Source organism: Petrotoga sp. 8T1HF07.NaAc.6.1 (assembly GCF_016772115.1).
In the GTDB taxonomy this organism is placed as follows: domain Bacteria; phylum Thermotogota; class Thermotogae; order Petrotogales; family Petrotogaceae; genus Petrotoga; species Petrotoga mobilis.
Map to the genome: position 1 here is coordinate 14,414 of NZ_AUPG01000015.1, position 16,442 is coordinate 30,855.

General features: G+C 32.0%; 16 protein-coding genes. 9 read left to right on the top strand and 7 right to left on the bottom strand.

Annotated elements, in window-relative coordinates; all coding sequences use genetic code 11:
* Positions 1–12: 12 nt before the first annotated feature.
* Positions 13–1,524, bottom strand: a complete 1,512-nt coding sequence (locus tag NAAC61_RS09080) for a hypothetical protein (RefSeq protein ID WP_202695830.1) — start codon at positions 1,522–1,524, stop codon at positions 13–15.
* A gap of 184 nt (positions 1,525–1,708) precedes the next feature.
* On the opposite strand from NAAC61_RS09080, the gene NAAC61_RS09085 reads away from it, so the two are divergent.
* The 9 genes from NAAC61_RS09085 to NAAC61_RS09125 all read left to right on the top strand — a co-directional run bounded on the left by NAAC61_RS09085 (position 1,709) and on the right by NAAC61_RS09125 (position 10,389).
* Entirely contained in the window at positions 1,709–2,230 is a 522-nt protein-coding gene (locus tag NAAC61_RS09085) for a DUF2179 domain-containing protein (RefSeq protein ID WP_237729859.1), read from the top strand.
* A gap of 121 nt (positions 2,231–2,351) precedes the next feature.
* Positions 2,352–2,822 carry a YbhB/YbcL family Raf kinase inhibitor-like protein gene (locus tag NAAC61_RS09090; RefSeq protein ID WP_103065305.1) on the top strand — a complete coding sequence of 157 codons (471 nt, stop codon included), beginning with the start codon at positions 2,352–2,354 and terminating at the stop codon, positions 2,820–2,822.
* 64 nt (positions 2,823–2,886) lie between these two features.
* Positions 2,887–3,381, top strand: a complete 495-nt coding sequence (locus NAAC61_RS09095) for an adenosine-specific kinase (RefSeq protein WP_012207946.1) — start codon at positions 2,887–2,889, stop codon at positions 3,379–3,381.
* A 37-nt stretch (positions 3,382–3,418) separates the two neighbouring features.
* Positions 3,419–3,943 carry a class I SAM-dependent methyltransferase gene (locus NAAC61_RS09100; RefSeq protein ID WP_012207945.1) on the top strand — a complete coding sequence of 175 codons (525 nt, stop codon included), beginning with the start codon at positions 3,419–3,421 and terminating at the stop codon, positions 3,941–3,943.
* Between the two features lie 11 nt (positions 3,944–3,954).
* A complete protein-coding gene (locus NAAC61_RS09105) occupies positions 3,955–4,857 on the top strand; it encodes a cation diffusion facilitator family transporter (RefSeq protein WP_012207944.1) in 903 nt (300 codons plus the stop codon).
* Positions 4,858–4,887: 30 nt separating this feature from the next.
* Positions 4,888–5,475 carry a hypothetical protein gene (locus NAAC61_RS09110; RefSeq protein ID WP_012207943.1) on the top strand — a complete coding sequence of 196 codons (588 nt, stop codon included), beginning with the start codon at positions 4,888–4,890 and terminating at the stop codon, positions 5,473–5,475.
* An 89-nt stretch (positions 5,476–5,564) separates the two neighbouring features.
* Complete coding sequence (locus tag NAAC61_RS09115; RefSeq protein ID WP_202695832.1) at positions 5,565–6,071, top strand: ferritin-like domain-containing protein; 507 nt, start codon at positions 5,565–5,567, stop codon at positions 6,069–6,071.
* A gap of 62 nt (positions 6,072–6,133) precedes the next feature.
* Positions 6,134–7,258: an exonuclease SbcCD subunit D gene (locus tag NAAC61_RS09120; protein WP_202695833.1), complete on the top strand. Its 1,125-nt coding sequence runs from the start codon at positions 6,134–6,136 to the stop codon at positions 7,256–7,258.
* Positions 7,255–10,389 (top strand): AAA family ATPase, encoded by a 3,135-nt coding sequence (locus NAAC61_RS09125; RefSeq protein ID WP_202695834.1) that lies wholly within the window; start codon positions 7,255–7,257, stop codon positions 10,387–10,389. The genes NAAC61_RS09120 and NAAC61_RS09125 overlap by 4 nt, the downstream gene beginning before the upstream one ends.
* Before the next feature lie 428 nt (positions 10,390–10,817).
* Here NAAC61_RS09125 and rny read toward each other — a convergent pair whose 3' ends face one another.
* Genes rny through rimO form a run of 6 tightly spaced genes read right to left on the bottom strand, consistent with a single transcriptional unit; the run spans position 10,818 to position 16,364 of the window.
* Positions 10,818–12,365, bottom strand: coding sequence for a ribonuclease Y (gene rny, locus NAAC61_RS09130; RefSeq protein WP_369973679.1), 1,548 nt, complete (start codon positions 12,363–12,365; stop codon positions 10,818–10,820).
* 8 nt (positions 12,366–12,373) lie between these two features.
* On the bottom strand, positions 12,374–12,844 hold the full coding sequence (locus NAAC61_RS09135) for a RecX family transcriptional regulator (protein ID WP_202695835.1): 471 nt from the start codon (positions 12,842–12,844) through the stop codon (positions 12,374–12,376).
* Positions 12,822–13,928 (bottom strand): recombinase RecA, encoded by a 1,107-nt coding sequence (gene recA, locus NAAC61_RS09140; RefSeq protein WP_012207937.1) that lies wholly within the window; start codon positions 13,926–13,928, stop codon positions 12,822–12,824. The genes NAAC61_RS09135 and recA overlap by 23 nt, the downstream gene beginning before the upstream one ends.
* Complete coding sequence (gene thpR / locus NAAC61_RS09145) at positions 13,921–14,529, bottom strand: RNA 2',3'-cyclic phosphodiesterase (RefSeq protein ID WP_012207936.1); 609 nt, start codon at positions 14,527–14,529, stop codon at positions 13,921–13,923. The genes recA and thpR overlap by 8 nt, the downstream gene beginning before the upstream one ends.
* A 21-nt stretch (positions 14,530–14,550) precedes the next feature.
* Entirely contained in the window at positions 14,551–15,060 is a 510-nt protein-coding gene (pgsA, locus tag NAAC61_RS09150) for a CDP-diacylglycerol--glycerol-3-phosphate 3-phosphatidyltransferase (RefSeq protein WP_103065300.1), read from the bottom strand.
* Positions 15,057–16,364: a 30S ribosomal protein S12 methylthiotransferase RimO gene (gene rimO, locus NAAC61_RS09155; protein ID WP_202695836.1), complete on the bottom strand. Its 1,308-nt coding sequence runs from the start codon at positions 16,362–16,364 to the stop codon at positions 15,057–15,059. Before rimO ends, pgsA begins: the two co-directional genes overlap by 4 nt.
* Between the last annotated feature and the right edge of the window lie 78 nt (positions 16,365–16,442).

Below are 16,442 nucleotides of genomic sequence, written 5' to 3' on the forward strand. Positions count from 1 at the left end.
ACCTTTTTTATTTTATCTATCTATATTTAGTGAGTAATTATCAACTTTAATTATCTCATTAGGATCGGTTCCCTTACTTGTAACAATCTCTATAAGAATTTTATCCACTCCTAATTCAGTAACTAATTTCTCTGTCAATTCATCAGTTTGTTCAGGTAATAGTAATTGGTTGGATTTTAAGATAATTTCGTTTCCTACCTGATTGTTGGTAACAGAATTCCATTTTCTCATGTAGATATCATAGTTAACAGATGAGTTACCAGTATTTTCTATTTCAAAATTGATTGTTATGTTGTTATAAAAGTCGCTTAAAATATTGTTCTCTTCAATGTATACTTTTGATTCTGAGTTATATACATTATCTCCAAAATCTATTGTCAATGGAATATTGATTTTACTCTGAATCGTTGTTGTTCCATCGTTACTTTCTCCAATTAGAGTTAAGTTAGTGTAATATTCACCGGTTAATTCGACTAAATTTGATCTTCGATAATCTGCTATTAGCTTTGTTTCCATTCTTTGGTATTTGGTTATTGATAATTCCTTAGGTGTTATAGATAAATATTTATCGTTTGTTTTTCTATTATAAGGGTTTTGTTCGTCACCTTCCGATTCAAAATCCAAAAAAACGCTCATATCTAAAAAATCATTATTAACTACATCCACAAATAATTCTATAGGATTGGTTATATACTCCCTAGGGCTCATTTCTTTAGGTATTTTTATATAAATTTGATTTGGATCTGAATTTACGTTAACTACGTTCCTTTCTTTGTTCACGTCCTCTGATATTTTGAATTCTTTCTCATAAACGTATTTTTCTTGAAAATAATCTTTATATCCGTAGTATACCTCTGCTCTAATCTTGTATTCTTCGGGAGCTAAATATTTTTCAATAAAAATATTACCCTCTTTGTTAGTATGAGGCAAAAGATTTATAGATTGGTCTTTAAAAAGGAATTTTTGAAAGATCAATTGTTCGTTATTTAATTTATACAAAGAAAAAGTTCCCCAAACTTCAACTTCCAAATCGCTATTGTTGTATAGTTGTAATGGGAAATAGGTACCTAATTTATCTTTGCTTGAAAGGAATGGGGTATCACAATACATATTTACAGAAATTTGCATATTCGAAGTATTTATATCTACAACTTTTATAATAATTGGAAGGGTAGTTTTAGAAACTTCTGGCTTGACTGGTAAATTATCCCCAGCTGTTACAGAAAAAGCAAGAACATGTGTACCTAGTGAGGTTTTAGAACCTTTAACTAAAAAATCAACTTTTTTTGTTTCGAATGGGAACAAGCTAATTTCACTTGGATAAGACACGTCAAAAAGGGAATTCTCTGAAAGCGAACTAATGTGTATATTAATTTTACTCTCGGAATCGTTAGTGAAGTAAAATGACACAACGTTTTCTTTGTTGTCTAATAACTCTACAGACTTGAACAATGAATCAACGTTTAAAGAAAACAACAAGTTAAAGATGGCCAAAGATATAAAAATTAGAACTATTTTTCGCAAAAGAAATTCTCCTCTCCTAATTTTATTTATTTATCTCTATATTATATCACTTAAATATGATAAGATATTTTGGAATGACAAAAAATAATCAATATTAAAAGGAGTGAATATGTAGTGGAAGTTTCTTCTTTTATGGATTCAACCTTTTTTTTCGCTGGTGATTTTTCCCATTATAATTTTTGCCATGAGGCTTTGTGATGTAAGTTTGATGACTATAAGGATCATATTTATCTCGAAAGGTATCAAGTTTTGGGCATCGGTATTAGGATTTTTTGAAGTATCTATATGGCTTATAGCTATTTCACAAGTTATGAATAATTTGGATAACCCTATTTATGCAATAGCCTACGCCTTGGGATTTGCTACTGGAAATTATCTAGGAACGGTTTTGGAAGAGAAAATAGCTATTGGAACAAATTTAGTGCGAGTGATAACCAATAAAGAAGCTCAACCTTTAGTAGATTATTTGAATAAAGAGGGTTTTGGAGTAACTAGTATAGATGCGAAAGGATCTAAAGGACCTGTGAAAATTATATACAGCGTGGTTAGGAGGAAAGATTTAAAAAAGATTATAGACATAGTTAATGAATTCAATCCAAATGCATTTTACTCAATTGAAGAGGTTCGTGGAGTGAACAAGGGGATTTTTCCAGCGCAAAACGTTAATTTCGAATTTAGAAATAGATTCACTAGAAAAGGAAAATGACTGATAAAAGTAGAGTTTGGATAAAGGCATCAGAAGTGTAGTATTTTTATGGTATAATTATAATGTAAATTTTTAAGTTGTTAGTTGTTTTTAAATTATCGTTTGAAGGAGGGATATTGGTATGACTTTAAAAATTTCCTCACCAGTTTTTAAAAATAACGATTATATTCCAAGCACTTACACCTGCGAGGGTAGAAATATCAACCCCACTTTGTTAATCGAAGGAATCCCAGAAAAAGCAAAATCTTTGGCGTTGATAATGGATGACCCAGATGCTCCGATGGGGACCTTCGTGCATTGGGTGGCATGGAACGTTGAATTAGTTGATGAGATTCCTGAAAGGATCCCAAAAGAATATTCAATAACTCATCCTCTTACATTAAATCAAGGGAAGAACAGTGCTCAGCAAACTGGATACATGGGTCCTTGCCCTCCTGTTGGGCATGGGGTTCATCATTACCACTTTAAACTTTACGCATTAGATACAACTTTAGATTTACCTCAAAACACCACAAAAGAAGATTTATTGAAAGCTATGGAAGGGCATATAATAGAAAAAGCTGAAATTGTAGGATTGTATAAAAGAGATTGATTTTTAGAAATTTTTAGCAATTCCTAAAGATACTATTTCAAAAAAAATAATCAGGAGGCGAAAGATGGATTTAAATCTCGATGTTGTACAGTTAGATATTCCCGAAGATACGAATATAATAGTGGGGCAATCGCATTTCATAAAAACCGTCGAAGATATCTATGAAAGTATAGTTACAACGAATCCTTCTTTAAAATTTGGCTTAGCTTTCAACGAAGCGTCTGGTCCACGCCTTGTAAGATACGATGGGAACGATGATGAGTTGATTAAAGTAGCTATCGATAACGCTCAAAAGATAGGAGCAGGTCATTGCTTTGTGTTAATTATTAAAAACGGGTTCCCAATAAACATAAAAAATCAACTATTGAATGTGCAAGAAGTACTCAATATTTTTGCTGCCACAGCAAACCCTTTACAAATAATTGTAGCTGAAAGTGATCAGGGAAGAGGTATATTAGGAGTAATAGACGGATATCCCCCGTTAGATGTAGAAAAAGAAAGCGACAAAGAAAAAAGAAAGACCTTCTTGCGAGAAGTAACAAAATACAAAAGATGGTAAGATCACAATATATTCTATTCATAACTAGGGAGAAAATATGTGGATATTTTTTACAATTTTAGCTTTATTAATATTATATTTACTTTTTTTCTGGATAATTCCTTTTTCGTTGAAGGGTGCAATCTTTGATCCAAGTAGAAAAAGAGACGTTAAAAAAATGGTTGACATAGCAGAAATAAAGGGGGACGAGATATCGGTAGATTTAGGATCGGGAGATGGCCGTGTTGTTATAGCCTTTGCTGAAAAAGGTGCACAAGCTCATGGTTTTGAGATAAATCCTTTTTTAGTTTTGATTTCAAGGATAAATATTAGAAGAGCCGGGCTAAAAGGAAAGGCATTCATTCATTGGAAAAACTTTTGGAAAGCGGATTTATCTAAATTCGATATTATAACAGTTTTTCAAGTGGATTTTGCGATGAATGAATTAGAAAACAAGTTAAAAAAAGAACTCAAGCCGGGTGCAAAAGTAATTTCAAATCAATGGACTTTCCCGAAATGGAAATATTCAAAATATGAAAATGGTATCTATGTTTATGATTCAAGTGAATTGCCAATAAAATAAAGGATGGTTTTATGGATCTAAATCATGAAGAAAAAGAAAGGGCTCTAGATTTTAGACTTCTTTTTTCAGTTATACTAAATTTTGGAATAACTATAACAGAGATATTAGGTGGAATCTTTTCTAATAGTTTAGCTTTATTATCCGATGCCATACATAATCTTAACGATACTACCGCAATTCTTATAAGTTATATAGCAAGAGTTTTGTCAAAAAAGAAACGAGACTCAAAAAGGACATACGGCTATAAAAGGGTGGAGACACTTGCCGCTTTTGTAAATACAGAAATATTAATGGTTATTGCTGTTTATTTACTTATTGAAGGTATAAATAAATTATCAAATCCATCGATCATACAAGGTAACATTATGTTAATAGTTGCTTTCATTGGTTTAGCAGGTAATTTAGCAACTGCATATTTACTGCATTCTGGTTCAAAAACAAATCTAAATGTCAGAGCTACTTTTGTTCATATCCTTAGTGATACCTTTTCGTCTATATTCGTTATCATTGGGGCATTTTTGATCATTTATCAAAAACTTTATATCGTTGATGCTATATTCACTCTTATGATAAGCGGGTATATATTTGTAGAAAGTGTACCACTACTTAAGAACACTGTAAATATATTACTACAAGGAACTCCAACGGATATTGAAATTGAAAAAATAAAAGCAAAATTGGAGAAGTTTGATTTCGTAAAAGATGTTCACCATATCCACATTTGGACAACCGACGGAAAAGACAAATACATGGAAGCTCATATAAGACTTCAAGAAAGTTTGGACCAAAATAATTATGATTTAGATAATTGCATAGATAAATTAAACAAAGTTTTAAAAGAAGATTTTGAAATCGATCATACTACTTTGCAATTTGAAAAAAATAGATGTTTGGAAGGAGAAAAAGTCACATGAGTGTCTTAAAAATTAGAGGGGGGAATATGCGTGAGAATAAAACTAGGTGATGTTTTTACCGAACCGTTTAAAATAGTCGGTAAAAATCCAATCATTCTCATACCAGTCTTTATAGGGATTATACTTACTTTACTTTTCGATGCTATAAGATTTATAGGACCCATTGCTAATTTTTTATCTTCTATTGTTATAGGTATAAGTACAATGTTCTTAATCGCTTGGATCGCTATATTATTTGATCAATATAAAAAAGGGGAAAAAATTGATCTTAAAAATAGTTTCTCTCAAGTTAATCAACTTCTATTAGATATAATCGTGCTTTCTATTGTGGTAGGTTTTCTTATATCTCTTGGAACTTTAGCTTATGTTATCCCGGGTTTAATATTAGCCCTTTTCTTAATTTTTTCTCCGTCTGCATTGGTGGTTGACAAGCTTTCGGTTACCGATTCTCTAAAAAGGAGTTTTTCTTTCGTTTTTAACGGAGAAAACTTCTTACAAATATTTCTGCTTTTACTTGTTATTTTTCTTTTGGGAATGATACCTGTTGTTGGACTTTACTTATCAATTATTTTAGAATTTATTCTTTTACCTTACATTTATGTAGAATATTCAAAATAGTTGACTGTTGGCTGTGTGGAAAAGGGTTTCTAAATCAAATGTTAAAGTTTCTATAGGCAATATAAAACAAATAGTTGGAGGTGTTTTCTTTGAATGAAAAAAAGGCTCTTGGTATATTAGAATATTCTTTATCTAAGGAATTAGAAGGAATGCAATTTTACGAATCAAAAGCAAAAACAGTAAAAATTAAACAAGTTAAGGAAACCTTTGAAGATTTAAGTAGCATGGAGAAAGGTCACGCAGATTATATAAGTAGCCTAATAAAAGATGTAAAAAGTCATGATTATGGACATTTCTCACAACCCACTGATGTGGGCAAATCTTTTTCCAAAAGAGCTACCCAAGAAATAGCTTACCAGGGTGATTTTACAGCAGTAAAATCCGATATTCCTGTATTAAGAATGGCGTATCTTATCGAAGAAGATTTCATGAATTTCTATAACAAAGCTGCTGAAAGTGTTGAAGACGAAGAGTTAAAAAAGGTATTGAATCATCTAGCCGAATGGGAAAAAGAACATAGAGATAGGATTTACACACTCTATCAAAAATTATCCAAAGATTATTGGGAACATATGGATGTAGAACCATTGTATTAAAAAAAGTTGAAAGATAAGGGATGCAACTTGCATCCCTTTTTTAGAATTTGGAGGAAGCTATTATGAAATTTGTTCATACTGCGGATTGGCATCTTGGAAAGATAATATATTCCAACTATATGACTTTGGATCAAAAATATATTTTAGATAACTTTTTGGCATATTTATCCAAAACTCCACCGGATGTATTATTGATAGCAGGAGATTTATACGATAGAGGCATTCCTCCATCAGAGGCAGTTAATCTACTGAACGAAGTACTCTCCAAAATTGTACTCGGATTAAAAATTCCCACACTCATAATCTCAGGAAATCACGATAGCGATGAGAGACTTGAGTTCTTGAATGGTATACTCTCTAATATGAATCTTCATATCGAAGGTACTTTGAAAAAAGAAGTTAAAAAAATCACCTTTAATGACGAGTATGGTCCCGTTAAGTTTTTTATGCTTCCATACGTTGATCCTCAAAAAGCCGGTGATATATTCGAGACAAATTTTGAGGATAAAACCCAGCTTTTAAAGCATTACCTTGACAGTATCGATTTGGATGAAGATGAAAGGAACGTATTGATAGCCCACGAATACATAACGGGTGGATTGAATAGTGAATCCGAAAGACCTCTGACAATTGGAGGAAGTGAATATGTGGATCCAGATATCTTTGAAAAATTTGATTACGTTGCCCTTGGACATCTTCACAGACCTCAAAAGATCAAAAATATTTATTATTCCGGTTCTCTTTTAAAGTACTCCTTCAGTGAAGCAGACCATATAAAAGGAATGAACTTAGTAGAAATGAAAGAAAAGGGAAATATAAAAGTTGAAAAATTGAGCTTTAAGACCGCTAAAGATATGAAAATAATAAGAGGATCATTTGATGACATAATGAAAATGGAGAGTTCAGATGATTATCTTCAAATCATATTAGAAAACACCAAACCCGTTTATGACGCTATAAACAAATTGAGAGCAAAATTCCCAAATGTTCTATCCCTTGATTTCCCCAATTTAAAAACAAACGATGAAATAAAAACAAGGGATTATAATATAAGGAAAATATCGCCAGTGGATCTTTTCAAATTGTTTTACCAAGAAGTCAAAAACCAAGAACTCTCTTTTGAAGAAAAACAGATAGTGACAAGCATTTTCAACGGGCTACAAAAAACAAGCGGTGATGATATATGAAACCAATAAAATTAAAATTCCAGGCATTTGGACCTTTTTTGGAAGAGCAAGAAATAGATTTTAACAAATTAAGAAACGATACTTTATTCTTAATTACTGGCCCAACAGGTGCAGGAAAAACTACTATTTTCGATGCAATCTGTTATGCCTTATACGGAAATGGTTCGATGGATGAAAGAGGAGATGCAATAGCCAGGTCTCATTTTGCAGATGAAAACACAGACACATACGTGGAATTTGAATTTCAATTCAAAGATAAAAGAATCGAAGTCTCAAGAACCCCTTCTTACGATAGATCAAAAAAAGATGGTGAGGGTACCACAAAGCAAAACAGTCAAGCTAGTATAAAAATATATCAAAATGGTCAATTAATATTACATGAAACTGGGGTTAAAAAAGTAAATAGTAAGGTAGAAGAATATTTAGGTTTGAACTATGAACAATTCAAGCAAATAGTGATGATTCCCCAAGGAGAATTCAGAAAGTTTATAACAGCCAATTCAAATGAAAGAGCGGAGATCTTTAAGAAGATATTTGACATAAGTATATATGAGCGCTTCGAACAAAAAATAGACGAGATTTTTAAAAATATAGAAAAAGGATTAAAAGACCGACAACAAAAAGTCAGAAACATATTAGAAACAATAAACCTTGAATCAGAAGAATACGATCAATTGTTGAAAGAAGAAAATATCGATCCTGAAAGTTTAATCGATCAATTAACAAAGGAAATTAAGAAGAGGGAAACTTCAAAAGAAGAAACCGATAAACAAAAATCTCAAAAACAAGACAAACTGCAAAAACTAAATACAGATCTTGAAAATATAAAAAAAGCAAACGAACTAATCGAAAAGAAAGAGACCCTTAAAAAAGAGATCATTGAACTCCAACAAAATTCCGAGTATATTCAAGAAAGAGAAGAACTCCTTATCAGGTTAAAAAAGGCAAAAGAGATACTTCCATACGAAGAAAGATACGTAGAGTATTTGAAAGAATTAAACGATAAAAAGAACCAACTCAAAGATCAACAAGATATATTAGATAAAAGTATGGAAGAAAAGCAACGAATAGACGAAAAATTACCAGAAATTGAAAAGCAATATCAAAAGATATCCGCAGTTGAAAAAGAAATTGAAGATCTCAATCAAAAATTAGATAAATACGTTGAGTACAAAAACTTAATAAAAGAATACAATACCAAAAAGAAACTCTTGGATGAAAAGGTTAAAGAAAGCCAAGAAAAGGACAAGGAACTTTCGGAAACTCAAGGAAAATTGGAACAAAACGAAAAATATATATCAGAAAACGAAGATATAAACGTTGAAATACTTAAAAACGAAATTAATACAAATGAAAAATTATTATCTGCAGCCAACGAATTATCCAAAAACTACGAAGAATTGGCACTCTTACACAAAGATTATAAAAAAGTAAAGAAGCAAAAAGAAGAAATAGAGATAGAAATCCAGAACTTAAGGGAAGAACAAAATAAAAAGACTACCGATTTTATAAAATCACAGGCATATCATCTCGCAACTACTTTAAAAGAAGGAGAACCGTGTCCCGTTTGTGGATCTCTTGTTCACCCTTCTCCTGCCAAAAGTAGTGGAAAATTAATAACAGAAAAAGAACTAGAGGAAATCAACAAAAATTTAGAGAAAAAAGAGAAAGAAAAAACTAAGATACTAAGAAATTACGAAGATGTATCAAACAAATATTCACAAGAGGTATCTTTATTTAAATCGGAATACAAAAGAATCTGTGAAGAACTACAAATCCCCCAAGAAAGCGAGTATATATACACTCATATACAAAATTTAATAAAAATACTCGAAGATAGATTAAACCAACAAAAACAAGAATATGGCCAAAAAATAAAAATATACAATAAAGTCAAATCCCTAAAAAACGATAATAAAAAGATCAAAGAAGAAATTAAAGAGCTAGAAGAACAAAGAGAAAATTTGAGAAAAATTATTGATGAATCGAGATCAAAAATTATAGAACTAGAAACTAAAATCACAAATCTCAAAGAACAATTAGAGAACAAAACTGAAAATGAAATAAAAAGCGAGATACAAGAAAAAAGAAAATTTATCCATAATATCAAAACTACTTACGAACAAAAAAGAGAAGAAGCTAACAGAATCTCAGACATAATAAACTCTTCAAAAGGAACAATAAAAACATTAACCGAAGACATAACTAAATTAGACGACCAAGTAAAAAATGCTGAACAAAAATTCGATCAAATGGTAGAAAAAACGGGATTTAAGAATCAACAAGAATATCAAAGAATAAAAGAACAAATTAACTTAATAGAAAGTTTAGAAGATGAAGTTCAAAAATATAAAGAAGAATTAAAGAATAAGCAGACTCTTCTCATCGATTTAGAAGAATCCACTAAAAACCTTAAAAAAATTGATGAAACTCCTATAGCAAATGAAATAGATCAATTACAAAAGGAAATTGAAGAATTAATCAAAAATGAAACAAATTTAGAATATGAAATAAAGCATCTTAAAGGCACAAAAACTAATTTAGAAACTGTCATAAAAGAGATAGAAAAACAAGAAAAAGAATACTCAACTATAAAGAACTTAAGAGATGTCAGTAAAGGTGACAACAATACAAGGATCAGCCTTAGTAAATATGTACTAGCCTATTATTTTGAAGAAATATTAGCTCAAGCGAATCTAAGATTAAACAAATTAACAGATGGGAGATATCAGTTGCATAGATCTTCTAAGGTACTTGATGCAAGGAAAAGTGAAGGCTTAGAAATCATGGTTTTTGATATCTACACTGGAAAAGAAAGAGAAATAAAAACACTTTCAGGAGGAGAAAGTTTTAAAGCTGCACTCGCTCTTGCTTTAGGATTAGCCGATGTGGTGCAAAGCGAAGCTGGGGGTATTTCTTTAGATACGATTTTCATTGACGAAGGATTCGGCAGCCTTGATACAAACTCTCTTGATAGTGCAATCGAAGTATTAACGGAGCTAAACAGCACTGGGAGAATGGTGGGTATAATATCTCATGTAAGTGAATTGAAAGAAAGAATTAAATCAAAAATCGAGGTAATACCAGGAAAAACTGGTAGCTATATACAGACAAGGTTCTCCACCTTTTAGATTAGCTGCCAGTTCTCCCATTTAATTCCTCTTTGGTCGATTAAAACTCCCATGCCTGTTTCATATAAAAAGGTTATAATTTGACTTAAATTCCTCTTTGGTTGATTAAAATTTTCATTAAAATTAACTGATATTTTTCTTTTCAGAAGACTTAAATTCCTCTTTGGTTGATTAAAATAGTTATCAAAAATACGATTAATTAAGAATTAGAAATAACTCATATTTAATATTTTGCGTCAAACCCTTAATGATTTTTCTTGAGTTTGACAGTTACAAAAACGTAAGAATATTAAAGCAGCCATAAATAAATGAAAGAAGCGTTTTTTTATTGAATACCCTGATGGTTCAAAATCTGTCATAATAAACACCTGATTTTATTATAAAAATAAAATCTTAGGGGTGTATCCCCCTAAGATATTAACTGATTTCTAACTTGCATAAGATATGCTTCTTTTTTCTCTAATTACGGTTACTTTGATTACACCAGGATATTGAACCTTTTCCTCTATTTGAACAGATATATCGTGTGCCAATTTTTCTGCGATTTCATCTTCAACTTTATCTGGTTGAACTATTATTCTCAATTCTCTTCCTGCTTGTATTGCATAAGCTTTATCAACGTATCTGAATGATTTTGCGATCTCCTCAAGTTGCTCGATTCTTCGAATGTAATTTTCCAAAGTTTCTTTACGTGCACCAGGTCTGGATGCCGATAACGCATCACTTGCAGCAACTAAAACAGCTTCGGGTGTCATGGGGTCAACTTCGTTATGGTGATACTGTATCGCGTTAACTACTTCTAATTTTTCTCCGTATCTCTTAGCAATTTGCCCTCCAACAATAGCATGTGATCCTTCAACTTCATGATCAACAGCCTTACCCAAATCATGGAATAAAGCCGCTCTTTTAGCTAGTTCAACATTCAATCCTAATTCGCTTGCCATCATTCCAGCAAATTGTGATACTTCTATTGAATGCTCTAACACATCTTGTCCATAACTGGTTCTAAATTTTAATCTACCTAGAAGTTTGATTATTTCAATGTTCGGCTGTTTTATACCTACTCGCATTACCGCTTCTTTTCCTACTTCTTTTATGTATTCTTGGATTTCATTTTTTGATTTCTCATAGAGCTCTTCTATTCTAGCAGGATGTATTCTTCCATCGGCTACAAGCATTTCAAGTGTTCTTTTTGCTATTTCTCTTCGTAATGGGTTGAACGATGAGATTACAACTATCTCTGGGGTATCATCAATTATCAAATCGGTACCTGTGAGTTTTTCAAAAGTTCTGATGTTTCTTCCCTCTCTACCTATTATTCTTCCTTTCATGTCATCTGTGGGCAAAGCTACGGTTGAGGTTGTTATTTCGTTGGTGACATCTGATGCATATCTTTGAATAGCAGTAGTGATAACCCATCTGGCGTATTTTTTTGATTCTTCTTCGTAATGATCTTTTATTTCTTTGAACTTTTGGGCAATTTCTCTTTCATATTTATCCCTTGCTTCGTTTATTACTACTTGACGTGCTTCTTCTTCGGTCATTTTTGCAATTTCATTTAATTTAGTTTCTAATTCTTTCTCCAATTTCAAGACGTTTTCATGCTGGACTTCCAATTTTTCTTTTAGTTTTTCTAAATTCTCTTCTTTTTTTGCTAAGCTTTCTTCTTTTCTAATTAATCTCTCTTCATTGGCTTTAAGTTCTTCTCTTTGTTGCTTTGCTTCTGAATCAAATTCTTGCCTGAGCCTATGTATCTCTTCTTTTGCCTCAAGTAATTCTTTTTGTTTTAATGCCTTAGCTTCTTCTTCTGCATTTTTTAACATCTTTTCTATTTCTTTTTGTTTGTTTTTTATTTCAACTTCCAATTCTTCTTTTTTGGTTGCTAGTGTGGAGATCATCCTTCTATTTCCAATATTAATTCCAACAAGCAGAGATAAGATAAATATAGCTATGCCTATAATTATATATACCAGAATTTCCAATTTTAATCACCTCTTAAGTCTTCAATAACACAGTTTATAATGTCTGGCTCAAAACCTCTTCTATACAAGTAAGCTTTAGTTTTGAGAGTGTCTTGTGTTTTTTCATAATAATTTTTTGCCAATTCTAAAGCAATTGTATTTATATCTACTTCGCTTTTTACTTTTTCGAGAGCCTCGAGAATTAATCTTTCATCTACTCCCAACCGTTTTAATTCATACTGTATAAACATGGGACCTTTATTGTCTAAAGTTAACTTGTCATATGCATATAAATATGCAAAAAGTTTATCATCTATCAAACCGCTCTTCTTGCATTTTTCTACTACTTTAGCAATAACTTCTTCATCAAAGCCTTTTTCTTTTAGACGGCTTGAGAGCTCTTTTTCTGACCTGGCACGGTACTTTATTAAATTCAACGCAGATTTTTCGGCTGCTTTCTCATCTTTTGGATCAATTTTCTTGTAATTCTTCACTTTTTACTTTTTTCCCTTTTGATGAATTAGACTCGAACTTTTCTATCAAATAATCTGGAATAATTAAATTGTGTTTCTTACGAATCGTATATTCTAAATAATCAAGTATGTCAGGATTTTCCATGAGATAACTAACTGAATTGGTTTTACCCTGTCCTAAACTAATTTCTTCACCATTTTCGTTGATAAAAGAGAACCAAGCACCTTTTCTTTGAATTAATTCTTCCTCTACGGCTATGTTAAAGATGTCATTTTCTTTTGGGATACCTCGTCCAAAGATCATGTCTACATTTGCCTGTTTAAATGGTGGAGCAACTTTATTTTTTACGACTTTTAAGGTTGTTTCATTCCCTATCTGATCTTTTCCTTCTCTTATTGGATTGCCCTTTCTTACTTCTACCCTTATAGTAGCATAAAATTTTAGTGCAATTCCTCCAGTGGTAGTTTCTGGGTTACCATACACCACCCCTATTTTCATCCTTACCTGGTTTATAAATATTACTATAGATTTGGATTTGTTTATACTTCCAGCTAGTTTTCTTAGAGCTTGAGACATCAACCTTGCCTGAAGTCCCATGTGAGAATCTCCCATAGCTCCTTCTATTTCTGCTTTCGGTACCAAAGCGGCTACAGAGTCTACTACAATTAGGTCTACTATGTTAGATCTTACCAGCGAGTCTACAATTTCAAGGGCTTGTTCACCATAATCCGGTTGAGAAACTATCAATTTGTCGACATCTACACCTAACTTTCTTGCATATTCAACATCTAAAGCATGTTCGGCATCAACAAAAGCCACTATCCCATTCAATTTTTGGACTTCTGCTAAAGAATGAAGAGCGAGAGTAGTTTTACCTGATGATTCGTTTCCGTATATTTCTATAATTCTTCCTCTTGGATATCCACCAACTCCTAAAGCTATATCCAGCGATAAACATCCACTTGGGACAACGGCTAGATTGCTATTATCCAATCCCTTACCCATTAACATGACTGATCCTGTTCCATGATTTTTTTCTAACTCTTTAACAAGCTTTTCTAACAATTCTTCTTTATTTGCGTCTTTAGAATCATTTTTAGCCATTAATGATGACGCCTCCTTCAAAGTCGATAGTGTAAAGTTTTTTATATATTGGACCTTTTCTTGTGAGTTCAGAAGAGTATATTCCGATAGAATTTACGTATACTTGGATTTGATCAAAAGTGACAGAATTAATTAGTTCTTTCCAGTGGTTAGGGAACGATTTAACTCTTCCGACTGTAATATGAGGTAAAAAATTGGTATCTTTAACCTCTAATTCTGAAATCTTTAGTACCTTCTTTATTTCTTCGTACAAACCGATTAAGGTATTGTCTTCTTCTATTCCCAGCCATAAGACCTTTGGCTGAGAATCATTTTCAAAGAAGCCCATCTTGTGGATATTAAAATGAAAAGTGGGAAATCCGGATACTCTTTCGCCAATTTTGTAAGCTAATTGAGCTATCTTTTCCATCTTTTGATCCCCAAGGAAAAACAAGGTTAAATGGACATTTTTTGCATTTGTCCAATTTGCTTTAAATCCCATCCTTTGAAACCTTTCGATTAAATCAGTCAACAACCCTTCTAATTTTTCATTAGTTTCAATAGCAATGAAGGATCTTAATTTGTCGGTATTGTGGTTATTTACATTTTTTAGCTGTGTCATATACTAGGACTCCTTTCTTTTTTAGAATTGTTTGGCGGTTTTGACAGTATAATTAACTCCCGATAATAGACTGATTATAACGGTCAAATAGATCAAAGTAGTAATTAGAAAATTCCATAGCATCAAATATATTACAATAATTAAAGCGATTTCTAAGACGGTTTTTAGTTTACCAAACTTATCAGCAGGGACAACGATGTTTTTATTTGCAGCTGCCATCCTTAAACCGCTGACAAAGGTGTCTCTTGATACAATTATTGCAACAAACCAGGCAGGCAAAACCCCAACGCCTAACATCGCAATAAAAACCGAGTTTATAAGTATTTTGTCAGATATTTGATCAAAAAATTTGCCGATATCGGTAACCTGACCAGTCTTTCTGGCGACATAACCGTCTAACCAATCGGTTAAGGAAGCTATAATAAACAAAACCAAGGCTGCGGTATAAAACTGTTCTCCAAAGACAGTTAGGATGAATATTGGAATGGCTAATATTATCCTAGAAAAACTCAATAAATTTGGTATGTTCATTCAACTATTTCTCCTTCCAGATCATATTCGTATGAACCAGTAATTGTGACTTTGACAAAATTCCCAAAAGTTAGTTCTTTGTCACCAAAATTTTTTATATATACATTCCCATCAATCTCTGGAGCGTCTAAAAAGCTTCTTCCGACATAAACGTTGTCTTCTTTTTCTTCCAAAAGGACTTCTAAAGTTTCACCTATATATTTTTCCATGATGTTTTTGGAAATTTCACTTTGAACAGTCATTAGTTCATTTTGCCTTTGTTTTTTTATTTGTTCATCAATTTGTTCTGGTAGTGTGAATGACTTTGTGTTTTCTTCTTTTGAGAAAATAAAACTGCCCATTCTTTCAAATTTTATCTCTTTTACAAAATCTACTAATTCTTCAAAATCTTCAGCTTTTTCTCCTGGGAACCCTACCATTAACGTGGTTCTTATGGCAGATGGTTCTTTTCTGATTTTCTCAAATAGTTTAATTAATTCATTTCTTTTCTTATGTCTACCCATACTTTGCAAAATTTTATCAGAGATATGTTGAATTGGAACATCGAAATAGTTTAATACTTTTTCATTTCTATGTATGCTTTCTATGATTTCTTCACTTAAAAAATCCGGATGTAAGTACATCACCCTGATCCAAAATTTTCCTTTTATAGTGTTAAGTTTGTCTAGTAAATCTGGTAGTGCCTGCTTTTGGTAATTGTCTATGCCGTACAAGGTATTGTCTTGGGATACGAGAATGATTTCTTTTACACCTTTGGATACCAAAAATTCAACTTCTTCGTTTATTTCTTCGATACTTCTACTTTTTGGGTTCCCTTTGAAGGTGGGTATAGAGCAAAAGGCACAATTTCTACTACATCCGTCCCCAATTTTTACGTATGCGTAATGTGAGTCTGGAATCGCTCTAATTTTACAATCGTACAAAGTTTCAGGAATCTCCCTTTTAAAAAAATATTCTCCATTTTCAATTTTTTCAACTATGGTTTTTGGAGATAACACACCGTATAATCCATCAATCTCAGGGATGTCTTTAAGAATATCGTCGAAATATCTTTGAGTTAGACAACCTATTGGTATAACTTTTAGGTTTTTGTTATTATCTTTTAGGGATACATATTCAAATATAGCTTCGATGCTTTCTTTTTTAGCTTCTACGATGAAACCACATGTATCGATGAAAATATAATTAGCTAATTGAGGATTACTCTCGTATTTATACCCCTTGCTTTGGAGCAACCCTTTGAATATTTCCATATCTGCATCATTTTTTGGACACCCTAATTTTACGATGTGAAACTTTTTCATTCGATTCCTCCGATGATTTCATTATAATATATTTCTTTTAAAATCTAATTATATAGCGCCCCCTTCGCCCCGCTCCCC